Genomic DNA, 12,423 nt, shown 5'->3' on the forward strand with positions numbered 1-12,423 from the left:
GCCTGTCTCCTGTGCGCGTGTGGGCGCGATAACGTCTGCGGATTAGAGCTTGTGCAAATCGGTTGTGATCAATGCCACGGGCCCGTGGTGAAGCGTGGCCTGGGCGTAGGTTCCGGCGGGGATGAGTGCGGTTTGACCGGCGGTGACGCGTGCGCCCGCGTGGCCGGGTGTGGGCAGCGGGGTGTTCAGTGCCTGACCGCCGCTTTGGATCGGGGCCGTGCTGGGTGTGCCTGGGGCGGCGAGGCTGAGGTCGACGGCGCCCGTCAGCACGTGGATGAGGCTGTGCCGTGCCCTTTTTTGCGGGCCATGCACGGTGCCGTCGCGCGCCAGCACCACCCGCGGGGACAGCGCGCGGGACAGATCGAACACCGGCATCGGGTGTGCCCGTGCCAGGCGGCCTGGCAGTCCAAAGCTCAGCATCGTGGGATCGGTGCCGCAGCGCAGCGCCGCGCAGGCGGCACCAAGGGTTGTGATCGAGGCGGCGCCCGGCACCCGGATGCGGGTGTCGCCCAGAGCGTCCGGCCAGAGGCGCGTCAGGATTTCGGGGGCTGTGGTGGGGGTGCCCTGGATGATCGTCCGGCCAGCGGCCAGGGCGTGCAGGATATGGGTTTGGTGCGGGGCCCCTGGCAGAATGATCGGGTCCGGCGGCGGGCTGGTGTTGCTGTGTTGCGCTGCAAAGACGCGCGCCGCCTGCGCGTCGGGGGCCGACAGCGTGTCGAGCAGCCGCAACCCGAGGCCGCGATCGCCCGCGATGTCGCACGTTGCGCAGAGGCTGTCCAAGCTCCACGCGTCCACGCCGTCCTTGGATTGGGCGAGGTGCAGTGCGGTAGGGGCAGGCAGGGACAGCACGGCCTGGGACGTGCCTGCGTCATGGGCGATTGTCAGCGCCTGTGCCCAGACCAGATCGAGCGGTGCCGCGCCTTCGACAGCAAGGCGCAGACGGCAGGGCGTGGTCCGGTGCGGACCCGCCCGGTCGCACAGGTGCTGGGCAAGCGCGTGGGCCACGATGTTGGGTTTTGGCGGCGCGGCCCGCGGTTGCGGGCGCGGCGCGGTTTTCGCTGCGTTCCGAACCGGGGCGCGACGCCTGGTGCGCGGGACGTTGCGGCCGATGAAGCGGTTGATTTTCCGTACCGTCCCGTCGGGATTGTGCCGGATGGCGCTGGCCACGTGATCGGGAAACCGGTGTGTGGTCATGTCCCGCAACATGCGCCGCATGCCCGTTTCCGGCGAAAGCCAGTCATTGAAGAACAGCCGGTCGCCGGACTGCCACTCATCCGCGCGCAGGGACCGGCCCGTTTGATGCAGCCCGGCCTCGACCGTTTCGTTGATCCAGGCCCAGGTGACCATGCCTTCGGGCATCCCGTCCTCATCGTTGTAGATCTTGAACTGACCGGCCATCACGGGGGGAATGATCTCGACTTCCATGTAGCTGGCAAGCGGCAGCACGCGGTGATAGTCCGACTGGGCCAAAAGCCGCTCAGCGACGCCGATGGCGCGATAGACATCTGTGGTCACCATAACTGCTGAAGCTCCGTCGCGCTGCCCGGGCAAAAGACAAACCCCGGTTCCGAGGCGGGGGCGAGGTGAGCACGCGCCGCCGCCACGATCTGCGCGCGGTCCCCGAACGGGGCCACGATGGACAGGATCAGGCCAAGGCCCGCGCGGCGGGTCCAGCAGACCGAGGCGAACGGGCGGTCAGATGCGTCCAGGAGCAGCAGTGCGCAACCGCGCGCGATGCGATCCGTCAGGCAGGCGTGGGTGTCGCCGATGGCGCCCGGGGCGTCGTCTGCCATCCGCAACGCCGCGTCGATGCCCGCGAACAGAACCGGGTCCCGGGGCAGCTGGTGCTTTTGCTGCGCCGACAGGGGCGGGAAGTTGTTCACCATAGGGACAGTCCGGCGCTGTCAAAGAGCTGTGCCACCGCATTGCGGTCGGCGCGAAACACCGCTTCGGCCTGTGCGCGTGTGGCATCGCGCCCGGCGACGAGGCGCGGCAGGGGGTAGTTCCAGCCGTAATCGTAGCGGGCGGCACCGCAATAGAGCGCGCGGGACAGGGCGGTGCGTCCCTCTGCGCAGTAATGCGTGTCGTCCGATGCCATGATGTCGGACAGCGCGGTCGCAAGGTCCGGTTCAGATCCGGCAATGTCACGGGTCAGGGCATGCTCGGCCACGAAGGCCGCAAGTTCGCGCAGCACGGGCGGCGGTGCCGCGGGCGTCAGGGCCAATTGCAGGGCGTGGCCAACCTCATGCGCGAGCAGGATCAGGTCGCCAACGGTGTCGAGGGACGGCAGCGTGATCACCGGCCGTGCGTCATGCAGCGTCAGCGCAGGCACGCCCGGTTCGATGAACAGCCGGTATCCGTTGGGTCCGTGCAACCGGGTGATCTGGTCGCTCGCGTCGGGCAGCAGAGCGTGCAGCGCGCGTGCGACGCGCTTTTGTGCGTCACCCATGGACAGATCCAGCGCCATGGCTGGCGGTGCGACAACGCCCGCTTGCGCACAGGCCCGCAAGGGCGGCGATTGCAGACAGCGGTCAAGCGCGGCGAGTGTAAAGCCGTTTTCCTCTGCCCACAGCTGTACCGCATCTGGCATGTCTGCCTGCTGCCCGCTGGCCTGGACCACCTGCAGCCCATGGTCCGCTGGCACCTGCATGGCGCGCGGATATGTGGCGGTTTGGTTCATCCGGCCAGGGCCCTTGATCCGCTGTGATCGGACGGTGCCACCTGGTCCCAGAGCTGTGGGCAGGCGTGAAGCGCGGTGTGGGCGGCCAGATAGATCCTGTGCTCTTCCTCGCGCGACCAGCTGGGCAGCAGCCGGTTCAGCGACATGTGGATGAGCGATGTGGCGATATCGTGGATCGTGGTGGTGAAGTCCGCCGTCTGCGCCAGATGGGCCAGGCGGCGTGCGGCACCGGCGTCCAATGTTGCGCCGCCCGCCATGTCGCCTGACCGCAGCGCGGCAATGACGGCGGAGGTTTCGGCCCGGTGCGCGCCACGCGCTGCCCCGGTCGCGGTGCGCAGACGGTCGCACATGCGCTTGAGCAGGGTTTGGGAGGCGGCCTTGTCCAGCCCCAGGGCGTGATGCCAGGCCAAGAGCAGGGCGACCGCGGCGGGCCGCACGGCGTCGGGGGTGTAGCCCCCTTGTGCCACCAGCGCACGGATTGTCCTCACGGCGTGCTGGCTGTCGGCGCAAAAGAGCGTCTCGGCATGGGGCATGGCCGCCTGTCCGCCATAGCGTGCCCATTCCCGGCGGTATGGATCGACGGTCCAACGGTCGATCTGATCGTCGCGCATGAGCCGGTCGAGGACCGCACCCACGAGCCGCAAGAGATCGTTTGCCTGCCCGGCCTGCGACGCAAAGAGGCGCAGCCGGAAATGTGTGTCGGGGTCGGCATAGCGGATGAAGAACCACTGGGCGAGAAGCGCCCGTGTCTCCAGTTGCGCGAGGGTGGGCGCCAGCACGTCGAGGAGCAGGGCCAGCAGGCGATCCTGCCGCCCGTAGATCTTGAGGCTGAGGATGGAGCCCAGAACGGGTTCGTATGTCGGGTCCAGCGGTTCTGTCAGTGCCGCTTTGGCTGCCGGGGCGGGTGTGTGGCTTGCGCTGAACCTCACCATGACCTCTGCGCCGGTTACGGTATGGCCGTCTGGCATGGACAGCGTGCCGAGCGCGGGATAGCGCCGTTCGATGATGGTGCCGGTTTGGGCGAGTTCGGCCGCGAGGGCGGCCATGTCGCCGTCGCATTCCAGGTCCATCGGCACGCGCCTGTCGCCGCGTCCGACAAAGACATGGCGGGGCAGGGCCCGCGCGGATGTCATGCGCTGCACACAGGTCAAACGCGTGTCGCGCCCAAGGCTGGCCAGGTGTTGCCGTTCCGCCGGGGATGGCCACCACCGTTCGGGTGTGACAATCACCCGACCCAGGCGCAGTTCGGGGTGGTGAAGCCGGGTTTCGTCCTGCGGCAGACAGGGCAAGCGCGGGCTGAGCGGTGCGGCAAGTGCCCCCAGCAGCCGGTAGTAGCGGGGTTGCAGCGGGTGCATCCAGTCATGTGCAGTGGCAAGACGGAAGCGTATGCGCCGTTTTGTCGGCATATGGACCGCCCACATCGCGGCCTCGGTCACGATCACCGCGATGTCGTCGATGGCAATGGCGCCGGGACGGTCGAGCGCGCCGCTGCCGTTCAGGCACAAGAACGCCTCGGCCCCGCGCGGGCGCAGCACGATGTCGCGGGCGGACTGCGATGGCTCGTAGAGCAGGTCAACGGTGAGATCATCGCCGTTGCCTTCGACCTTGTCGCCCACAATCAGGGTGTTGAGGGCGCCGTGGGGACCCGTCAGCCGCGCCACGTAATCATCGGCCGACCCCAGGCGGAGCCCCAGCAACTCGGCCAGAGGTATGTCGTCTTTGCCGACCGACTGCGCGGCGAGAAACAAGGCGGCCCCGTCAGCCCCCGCGGGCATGTCCGTCTTTGGCAGCCCTTGGCAGAAGGGTGAGAGATCAATGGGTTGTCCGGGGTTTTCTGCTGCCTGCCGCGCGACAAACCGATCTGCACCCGTCCCTGTTTGAACCTGACCAAACGTGCGTTCATTGGGAAAGTGGGCGGCCATGATCCGGCGCAGGGAATGGCGCCCTTCGTCAAATCGGGCGAGCATGGCCTGGTGCAGATGTGCGTGGACCGGGTTGGGGCCGACAAAATTGTGCAGGATGGTGTCCACGCAGGCTTGCACATCCCGCAGAACCTTTGGCGCGACCTGCGGCAGCGGCCCAATCCGGGCTGTATCAAAGGTGACGGGCGGCTTTGGGCCGGGAGTGCCGGGCAGCAGCGCCTCAACCATGTGCAGGACGGAGGGCAGCGTGGCGTCATCGGGCGTCTTGATCCGGGCCAGTGCCGTCGCAATCGCGCGCATGTTGGCCGCGAGCGGGTCCGAGGGCGCATGCATGTCAAGCGTGCTGATTGTCCAGTCGGTCAGATCCAGATCTGTTGGAATGGGGCGCAGGGCCGGCACCACAACGCCATCGTCCCGCAATCGACGGACGGCATGTGATACCGTGTGTTCCGGAAAAGCATCCGACAGCGCCGCTGTCAGCTGTTCCAGGCTGTGCGGCCTGCGCAATGTATCCAGCACCAGCCGCTCCTCCGGGTCCGGCTGGCGTATCCGGACAAGCGGGGTGTCCCCGTGCATCGCCTCGCCCCAGATGCTGGAGAACCCGTCGGCCGGACCGACACTAAAGTGCCGGGCGAGGGGGAGCGTGGCATTGGCGTCAAGCCGGGCGCACAGCGCAGTCACCAACCGCTCTGCCGCCGCGCCGCTGAGGCGCAGAACACTCCGGCGCTGTACGGGGCCGTTCTGCGCGACGCAGGTTGCCGCAAAAGCGGCGCGCGGCGTTGCACGCTGTGCGGTGCGTCTGACAAATTGCGCGATCGCCCCGACAGGCCGCCCGGCAGCCAGATCGTCGATCACCGAAGGGCGCGTCACGAGGATGCTGTGTGCGATGTCGCGCACGAAGGTCTCGCTCTGGGGTGGGGTCCGGTCCGCATGTGTGGAGGACAGCAGGTAGTCCGCGACTGCCCGTGCCAGATGCGCCTGCGCCTCTGCGGTCAAGGCCGCGCAGCCTGGCAACCGCCACACCGGATCGTGCCAGTGCAATTGCGCCGAAGAGGGAGACTGAGATGTCATTGTAACGCCGTCACGGACGGGGCCACGCGACCTGCGCGTGACCCCTTGATGCACTGACCGTCAGGTCACAATGACGGGCTCGGGACCTGTGCACGCCCTGCTGCCGCACACCCCGGAAGAACAGTTTTTCGACTGAGCTGTCACCGCGACGTCATCGTCGCCGCCGCCCCCGCCGCCGCCACCACCGCCACCGAAGCTGACGGGGGCGTTGATCGAAGAGGTCACCTCTGTTGCTGGAGCGTCCAATCCGTATGACGCAAAAAGATCTTCGAGATCAGTCTTGAGCATTCGTATTCTCCAATTGTGCTTTGTCGAGTTGGGCGAATTGAAGCATCAGCGGATTTGAAACTGATTCATCATTTCGCCGGACAAGGCGTACAATTAAAAAATGACAGCACAACGGCGTTGATATCTTGGTGGACTGTTTAAGCCGAAACCCGCCAGCATTCGGTGGCGTTTTGAGCGGTATTCCGACAGTGATGTCATCCAGCCGCATACAACGTTGTCAGAGATCGTTTCGGCGCCTACAACAGGAATCAGAAAGAAAGTCCGGAGGTGGTGTTTCGTGTAGGTGAATGGACGACAGCGCGCCGAAGGGCTTGAATATTGCGGCATGGGTTTGCCGTTCTATGCGCGGCGGGGCGTTAATTGTGTTGCCTTGAATTGCGTTTAACACATTGATTGAAAGAGGAATCTTGCAAGAGGCAATATGCAGTACCCTATATCTCCTGCGCAATTTTCGCGGCTCTCGATTGTCCGTGCAGTCATGCGGTCTTTTGATATCGTTGGGGAATTTTTTATCGCAAACCTGAATATTTACGGAAAGCATGAAGCATCATAACTCAAACGTATTTCAATATGCGATATGCTAGAAAATACAATATCTCGGATATATGAAATCATTGCACGCCGCGCCCGATCAGGCGATGTAATCGCCAGACGCGCGCCGGTTGGTGAAATTCTCTTCCTGCATGCCTATTTTTTGGAAACTGGTGAAAAGAATGCGCTTCTTCTTTTCCAGAACCTTCTTGGCGCCAGTCTGGAGAACCGTACAGAATCGCGGTCGTTTTACGTCTATGACGGGCTGGCCCCGATCGCCCTGGTCCTGGCGCAAGACAGCCGGTTGTCTGCCTTGCCATTCTATGACCGGCTTAGGCAGGCGGCCCTGCAAGAACTGGCTGCCGATGCGCGCGCACTGGCGAAGGATGACCTGGATTTTCTGACAGGCTGGACAGGGCATGCTTTTCTGTCGGCAGGCTTGGGGGACGACGGCGCGTTGGCACATCTGGCGTCTTTGGCCGGCACGGTGGCTGATCCGGCGGCGGCACCGCTGTGTTGCTTTCCGCGTGATGATACGGAACATCCGGTGATCGACCTTGGACTGGCGCATGGCAATATCGGCCTGCTCTCTGTCCTGGCGCTGTGCGGTCGGACAGTGCCCGAGGTTACGGCGATGGCGCAGGCACTGCTTTGCCAGCTTGAGGCGCACGAGTTGCCGGATGGCCCGTCGCGGTTTCCCTACTTTGCGGGGCAGGCGGGCCCATCCCGGATCGGCTGGTGTTACGGAGATCTGTCGATGCTCATCGGCCTGACCCAATGTGCCGCCGCGGGCATTGGTCCAAAGGACCCGGCACTGTTCGACCGCGTCGAACAGGCGTTGCTGGATCGATTGGCCGCAGGGGCCGCGCTGGAAGACGCGTTTTTGTGCCACGGCACAGCCGGGTTGATCGCCATCAGCGTGTTCCTGCAAGGCGCGGGCAAACCGCGCCTGGCAACCCTGCGCGCGGCCTTGCATGAGACGCTTGATGCGCAACTGAGGCCGGTTTTGGAGCAGGACAATTGTTCAACCGACCTTCTGAACGGAATGTCCGGTGTTGGTCTGGCGCTGCTGTCGTCACAAACAGGTCGCCGCTTGCCCTGGCAAACGCTGTTTTTGACGTGACCCGCGGTATCAGCCTGAGGATGTGCAGGTCACTGCACAGGCACGCCCGTAATCGGTCTGTAAGGAATTATGGCTCCGGCGGTAGGGACCGGAGTTAAATTCTCCTATGCCTTCGAAGGCGACTGAAAACAAGGGGTTTTCTAAGTCAGAATGGGTGTCCTTGTTTACATTTGTGACATCTGTGTGCCACCGGAGTGATACTGGCAAGCGTCCAGATGGAAGGCAAGCGGGGGGCTGCTCCTGTCAGTTTGCCCGCTTGGTCAACTCGCGTTCGACGATTGTCCTGATGTAGCGGAGATGGGTGATTGCGTCCTCCGTGGACGGGAACTTGGTCTGCATGTCCGAGACATCAGTGTTGTCGGTCGAGGCGATGGTCTCCCGGAAGCTGCGGGCGAGGCGATACCACCGACTGGATGTACGGGCGTATCCTCCGTCGGGGTCGATCTGCCAGACCGGGCTGGTCGTGATCCAGCGATCGCCGAGCTTGGGATGCCCGGATACCTGACCGACCAGATGCAGCAGGCCTAGCTCATCGAGGCCCATGGTGTAATCTGCCAACAGGGGGGCATCCGCGAGGTCCGGTACGGGATCGGTCATCCAGTCGTGCATGCGGATAAGGAGTTCATGGTTTCTGAATGGGCGCGGGTCGAGCATCAGGAGGCCTCCTGAACACTGCAGTCGCATGCATCGGGTGCAAGCAGTTCGAGCAAGGCGTCCTGATCGAGTTCGCGATGTTCAATCAGTGCGTCGACGATGCGTTCAACGAGGTGCCGGTTGGCGTTGATTACCGAACGGGCGCGGTCTTCCGCCAGATGTAGACGCCGCTCGACACGTTCAAGGAGATCGTCCGGCATGCGGTGGCGATCCGCAGGGGCGACCGGGCTGTAAATGAGAGAAGGTCCAAAGCCGTATGCCTGCTCCAAGTCGATGGCGAGGTCAGTGGCGCCGCCAAGATCGGAGTGCTCGCTGCCGCCAGATCCCGTCGAGAGAGTTCCGAGAAACGCGACTTCCGCCGCACGTCCTCCGAACCTCATCGCCAACTCCTTGTCGGCAACGTCCGGCGTCATGATCGGGGGAACGGGCGAGTCGTAGCCTCCACCAACTGCAGCCACGAAGATCCGGTGTCCGGGCTTTAGGCCAAGGACATGGCCGACGACCGCGTGACCGGCTTCGTGGATTGCCTTGCGGCGGATATGCTCCGGGTCGGCCCTCGGCACGCGCTGGTCGATCGCCGAGAGCACATGGCAAAGGGCGACCGTTTCCCGCGCCCGCCGCGCGGCTCCTTTCGCAGTGCGGGCAATAGCCGCGACGTCCGCGCCCGAGAGGCCAACGAGGCGGTGCGACAGGTCGTGGAGGGGAAGCGCTTCGTTGCCAAGATGCCCAGACAGGATCGCCGCGATGCCGTCCTTGTCTGGAAGTCCGACGGAGATTTTTCGGTCAAAACGACCTGCTCGGATCAGGGCGGAATCAATGACGTTGAGGTGGTTGGTGGCCGCCACGACGATGACGCCAGGCGCGTCATTGAGTTTGGTCAGCTGTTCCAGCAGTCCGTTGACGACCGAGTGCATATAGGTCGAGAAGTTCTTTCCAGATCCTTGGCGAGAAACGTAACTGTCAAGTTCGTCGACAAAAAACACGGCGGGCGCGCTGGAAATGGCCCGGTTCACATGCGCGCTCATTGTCCGGAGATAGTCTCCCAGATGTCCGGCTTTCTGCGCCTCGGCGTAAGACGTTGAGATGAATGTCGCGCCGGTGCTTCCGGCGATGGCCTCAGCGATCATAGTTTTGCCCACGCCGGGCGGTCCGTGGAGGAGGATGCTGGCGGAGACGTCTGACCAGTCGAGCTCATCGGCTTGCCATTGCCGGACGTCCTCGACGAGGTGCCGCAGCTCCTCGGTGACGTTGGGCAGACCACAGACATCGTCCAGCGTACGGCGCGGCACAGGTGGGGTTGGCACGCGCGCCTTGGCAACACGGTCCGCGACAGCAAGGGTCGTCGATGCGTGGAAGGCATGGTTGACCACTGGCCATGGCAGCGCGCCGATCCGGGTATTCCCGCGCAGTCGTGTCCGGAGTTCGGCCTCTGCGACTTCGCCGGTCGCGCTGTGCGTCGCGCGAAGAAGGTCGATAAGCGCCTCACCATCAAGACTCGGCCAGGTGACGTCCCCGACCATGAGCATGCGGCCACCCTCCGAAAGATCGCTTGGATCGGCGGCCAGGGCGACGACGCCGAGGCCTTTCGCCAGCGCCTCGTCGAGGCTTTCGCGAAGTTTGTCCCTTGGGTCGGACTTCGAGAATGCACTCGCCTTCTCGAGGCACACGAGCGCGACGTGGTCGGGATACTTTTTGCTTCCTCGCGTCAGCGCTTCCCAGGCAAACGGCAGGACGAAGCCCATCGGGTCTTCTAGTCGTTCTCGAAGCGCGTCATCCGCGACCCGGATCAGCGTCACGCCGGGCGCGAAGGGCCCAATGTCCGGGTCGCAATCCGAGAACCACTGCGCAAGGTGGATGGCGCATAGAAGGTCGGTCAGGGGTGGGTGGAGAGCCTGGCGCACGGCGGTGCCGTCGATCGCGGCGGCGTAAGGGTCGATGCCGGATTTGATCACATCTGCGATTTCTTTCGGCGTCATCTGGGACGCAATCGGCACGCCCTGTCCGGACACCGCGAGCAAGCGCGCGATGTCAGGCAGGCGGGCGGGGCGAGGCGCGTTGTCCGCGCCCCAGGACTCGGAAAGCGCGTCGCAATGGCCCTCTCGATGGCGATCCATGATCGCCTTGGTAAGGCGGAGGGTAAGGGCCCGGGTCCGGGCATGCGACGAGGACGTGCTGCCGCACGTGTTCAATGATGAAGGAGACATTGGTGAAGGTTCCGAAAAAGGAGAAGGTTAGGACTTGGCAGAGGTGTCCGGAGAAGGGGACGGGGCCGGGTGGCGCGCTGCGATCTCGTCGAGGAGCCGATGGATCGTGGGCAGCGCTTCGAGCCAGTAGATTTCCGATTTTACGGCGATCGTGTCGCCGAAGAGATGTTTGGGCACGACCCACTCCGGGTGCCGAGCCTTCAGGAAATCATGTGCGGATTGTTCCTGAGTCCGGGCAAGATACTTGGTCCGCAAGGGATGGTATCTAAGGACCTCGGCGTGGACATCGGTGGCGATCTTGAGATCCCGACGAAGGCGATCGAGGTGCCGATGGCTGTGTCCGAGTTTGACAACGGGGAGTCCGGGCAAGTCGATCCTGTAGATGTAAATCCCAGATGATACCGGGCCTTTCTTCGGTCCGCATTCCGGACAAGCGCATTGGCCGACGCGCATGTTGCCGATACTGACTTCATGCTCGACGCCGCATCTATGGCGGTAGAGGGCATAGCCAAGGCGGTTTTTTGAAGTGCTTAGAAAGGTCCAATCCTGAGTTTTTGCTTCTGCACCATAACGAGCATGTCGACACGTCAGACAATCGGCATCGACCTCACCCCGTCCGATCCTGAGGATCTGTCCATACTGGAGGCGAACGACATGCCCGCATTTCAATTTCCACAGCGCATAGTGCCGGTCGCCTTGCGGGTCAGATCCGACGCGAACCGCGCCAAAGCGGGCGGCTTCGTCGTCGTAAGGTTGACGGATGCAGGAGCGACAATCGATGCCGCTTTCCAGAACAACGCCGGTTCGGCGCAGTAGTGGCTCTCCGCATGTTCGGCAGCCGAGGACAAGCGTTTGACGACCCTTGCCGCCGCGACCGAGCACGACGAAGCCTTTGCGCTCGGCGGCCCGCCTCCAGTGCGGGTGGATCGGGCCAGAGTGGTAGCGGGGATATTCCCCCTTGATCTGAAAGGGGTAGAATAGGGGCAGGGAAGGCATGACGGAAACCTTTCATATGGACAGGCGGGATGGCCGCGCGGCCCGCTAGATTGCGAGGGATCGCGCGGCCGAAGCCGTTCCCCGGCCCGAGTTCCAAGCCGGGGGGCGATGTCCGCGATACGAGTTGCGGTGAAGTCAGGCGGCTGGACGCGCCATGATCAACTGGCGGTTCGCCTCGTAGATATTGATCAGCAGACCCATCGTCTGGATCAACTCGGCGAGCTCGGAATCAGCCTTGCGGATGGCCTTGGCCCGATTGACAAGCTCCGCCGAGTGCCGTCCGAGCGAGATGTCCTCCGGGATCTCCGGGGGCATCAGGTCGTTCAGCCTGGCCGCGGCTTCCAAGATGCGCGGATCGACCTTCGACATCGAGCGGAGGTCCTGCAGCGCATTGGAGCATTCCGCCCAAGCCAATGCGGCCGCGTCGCCCAATGTCCGCCCGACCAGGGTATCGATACCAGCCCGGCTAACGTGCAGCGTCCAATCGGCCCGCATCGCCTCCTGAAACAAGTCATTGATCGCCCCGAGGGCAACGCGGTCACACGCTTTCGCGGCCTGTTGCTTAATGGTAGTGACGTTCTCAGCCATGGTGATCTCTCCTATAGATCGGTGTGGTCAGCATGGGCAGCGGAGTTGCACCTCCGTCGCCCATGTGATTACTTAATATCAAATTTGTGGGCTGTCAATAAGTGATATCATGAAATCAAGAGGTCGTCCGCCGAAGGATAGTCAACCGGTCATGGTTCGCATGCCGCAAGAGCTTTTGGATGCAATCGACGAATTCCGTAGAGAACAAGATGATCTTCCGAGCCGTCCCGAAGTTGTCCGCAGAGTTGTGGCCGATTGGGCTGACGGCCGACTTAAGCAAGCTGACGGAGACAGCGGTTGAGAATTTGCGAAAAACGAACTTCAGCAGCTCAGCTAAATGAGAGACATAGCATCTTTTTGGACAAG

General features: G+C 63.5%; 11 protein-coding genes. 2 read left to right on the forward strand and 9 right to left on the reverse strand.

Annotated features, from left to right (window positions below):
- Positions 1 to 42: 42 nt before the first annotated feature.
- The 5 genes from BWR18_RS06465 to BWR18_RS06485 are packed head-to-tail and all read right to left on the reverse strand — an operon-like array spanning position 43 to position 5,961.
- Positions 43 to 1,518 (reverse strand): toxin-activating lysine-acyltransferase, encoded by a 1,476-nt coding sequence (locus tag BWR18_RS06465; RefSeq protein ID WP_076627218.1) that lies wholly within the window; start codon positions 1,516 to 1,518, stop codon positions 43 to 45.
- On the reverse strand, positions 1,512 to 1,886 hold the full coding sequence (locus tag BWR18_RS06470) for a hypothetical protein (RefSeq protein ID WP_076627219.1): 375 nt from the start codon (positions 1,884 to 1,886) through the stop codon (positions 1,512 to 1,514). Before BWR18_RS06470 ends, BWR18_RS06465 begins: the two co-directional genes overlap by 7 nt.
- A complete protein-coding gene (locus BWR18_RS06475; protein WP_076627220.1) occupies positions 1,880 to 2,680 on the reverse strand; it encodes a hypothetical protein in 801 nt (266 codons plus the stop codon). The genes BWR18_RS06470 and BWR18_RS06475 overlap by 7 nt, the downstream gene beginning before the upstream one ends.
- Positions 2,677 to 5,673, reverse strand: coding sequence for a lantibiotic dehydratase (locus BWR18_RS06480; protein WP_083957653.1), 2,997 nt, complete (start codon positions 5,671 to 5,673; stop codon positions 2,677 to 2,679). Before BWR18_RS06480 ends, BWR18_RS06475 begins: the two co-directional genes overlap by 4 nt.
- 60 nt (positions 5,674 to 5,733) lie before the next feature.
- The gene (locus BWR18_RS06485) at positions 5,734 to 5,961 is read right to left on the reverse strand and encodes a hypothetical protein (protein ID WP_076627222.1); all 228 of its coding nucleotides are present in this window, start codon (positions 5,959 to 5,961) and stop codon (positions 5,734 to 5,736) included.
- A gap of 694 nt (positions 5,962 to 6,655) precedes the next feature.
- On the opposite strand from BWR18_RS06485, the gene BWR18_RS06490 reads away from it, so the two are divergent.
- Positions 6,656 to 7,615, forward strand: coding sequence for a lanthionine synthetase LanC family protein (locus tag BWR18_RS06490; protein ID WP_172839365.1), 960 nt, complete (start codon positions 6,656 to 6,658; stop codon positions 7,613 to 7,615).
- 243 nt (positions 7,616 to 7,858) lie between these two features.
- Here the strand turns inward: BWR18_RS06490 and BWR18_RS06495 are convergent, their stop codons facing one another.
- The 4 genes from BWR18_RS06495 to BWR18_RS06515 all read right to left on the reverse strand — a co-directional run bounded on the left by BWR18_RS06495 (position 7,859) and on the right by BWR18_RS06515 (position 12,057).
- The gene (locus BWR18_RS06495) at positions 7,859 to 8,212 is read right to left on the reverse strand and encodes a DUF6634 family protein (RefSeq protein WP_157598665.1); all 354 of its coding nucleotides are present in this window, start codon (positions 8,210 to 8,212) and stop codon (positions 7,859 to 7,861) included.
- Between the two features lie 56 nt (positions 8,213 to 8,268).
- On the reverse strand, positions 8,269 to 10,383 hold the full coding sequence (locus tag BWR18_RS06500) for an AAA family ATPase (protein WP_157598666.1): 2,115 nt from the start codon (positions 10,381 to 10,383) through the stop codon (positions 8,269 to 8,271).
- 117 nt (positions 10,384 to 10,500) lie between these two features.
- Positions 10,501 to 11,469 carry a hypothetical protein gene (locus tag BWR18_RS21590; RefSeq protein WP_157598667.1) on the reverse strand — a complete coding sequence of 323 codons (969 nt, stop codon included), beginning with the start codon at positions 11,467 to 11,469 and terminating at the stop codon, positions 10,501 to 10,503.
- A gap of 135 nt (positions 11,470 to 11,604) precedes the next feature.
- On the reverse strand, positions 11,605 to 12,057 hold the full coding sequence (locus BWR18_RS06515) for a hypothetical protein (protein WP_076627228.1): 453 nt from the start codon (positions 12,055 to 12,057) through the stop codon (positions 11,605 to 11,607).
- Between the two features lie 160 nt (positions 12,058 to 12,217).
- Between BWR18_RS06515 and BWR18_RS21595 the strand changes: the two genes are divergently transcribed.
- Positions 12,218 to 12,358: a hypothetical protein gene (locus BWR18_RS21595; RefSeq protein WP_254684968.1), complete on the forward strand. Its 141-nt coding sequence runs from the start codon at positions 12,218 to 12,220 to the stop codon at positions 12,356 to 12,358.
- Positions 12,359 to 12,423 lie beyond the last annotated feature (65 nt).

Origin of the sequence: Tateyamaria omphalii (assembly GCF_001969365.1) — a bacterium.
Lineage (GTDB): Bacteria > Pseudomonadota > Alphaproteobacteria > Rhodobacterales > Rhodobacteraceae > Tateyamaria > Tateyamaria omphalii_A.

Coding starts and splice junctions, on each gene's coding strand:
- BWR18_RS06480 (WP_083957653.1), bottom strand. CDS start 5,673: ATGACATCTCAGTCTCCCTCTTCGGCGCAATTGCACTGGCACGATCCG.
- BWR18_RS06465 (WP_076627218.1), bottom strand. CDS start 1,518: ATGGTGACCACAGATGTCTATCGCGCCATCGGCGTCGCTGAGCGGCTT.
- BWR18_RS06500 (WP_157598666.1), bottom strand. CDS start 10,383: ATGGATCGCCATCGAGAGGGCCATTGCGACGCGCTTTCCGAGTCCTGG.
- BWR18_RS06495 (WP_157598665.1), bottom strand. CDS start 8,212: ATGACCGATCCCGTACCGGACCTCGCGGATGCCCCCCTGTTGGCAGAT.
- BWR18_RS21595 (WP_254684968.1), top strand. CDS start 12,218: ATGCCGCAAGAGCTTTTGGATGCAATCGACGAATTCCGTAGAGAACAA.
- BWR18_RS06475 (WP_076627220.1), bottom strand. CDS start 2,680: ATGAACCAAACCGCCACATATCCGCGCGCCATGCAGGTGCCAGCGGAC.
- BWR18_RS21590 (WP_157598667.1), bottom strand. CDS start 11,469: ATGCCTTCCCTGCCCCTATTCTACCCCTTTCAGATCAAGGGGGAATAT.
- BWR18_RS06515 (WP_076627228.1), bottom strand. CDS start 12,057: ATGGCTGAGAACGTCACTACCATTAAGCAACAGGCCGCGAAAGCGTGT.
- BWR18_RS06485 (WP_076627222.1), bottom strand. CDS start 5,961: ATGCTCAAGACTGATCTCGAAGATCTTTTTGCGTCATACGGATTGGAC.
- BWR18_RS06470 (WP_076627219.1), bottom strand. CDS start 1,886: ATGGTGAACAACTTCCCGCCCCTGTCGGCGCAGCAAAAGCACCAGCTG.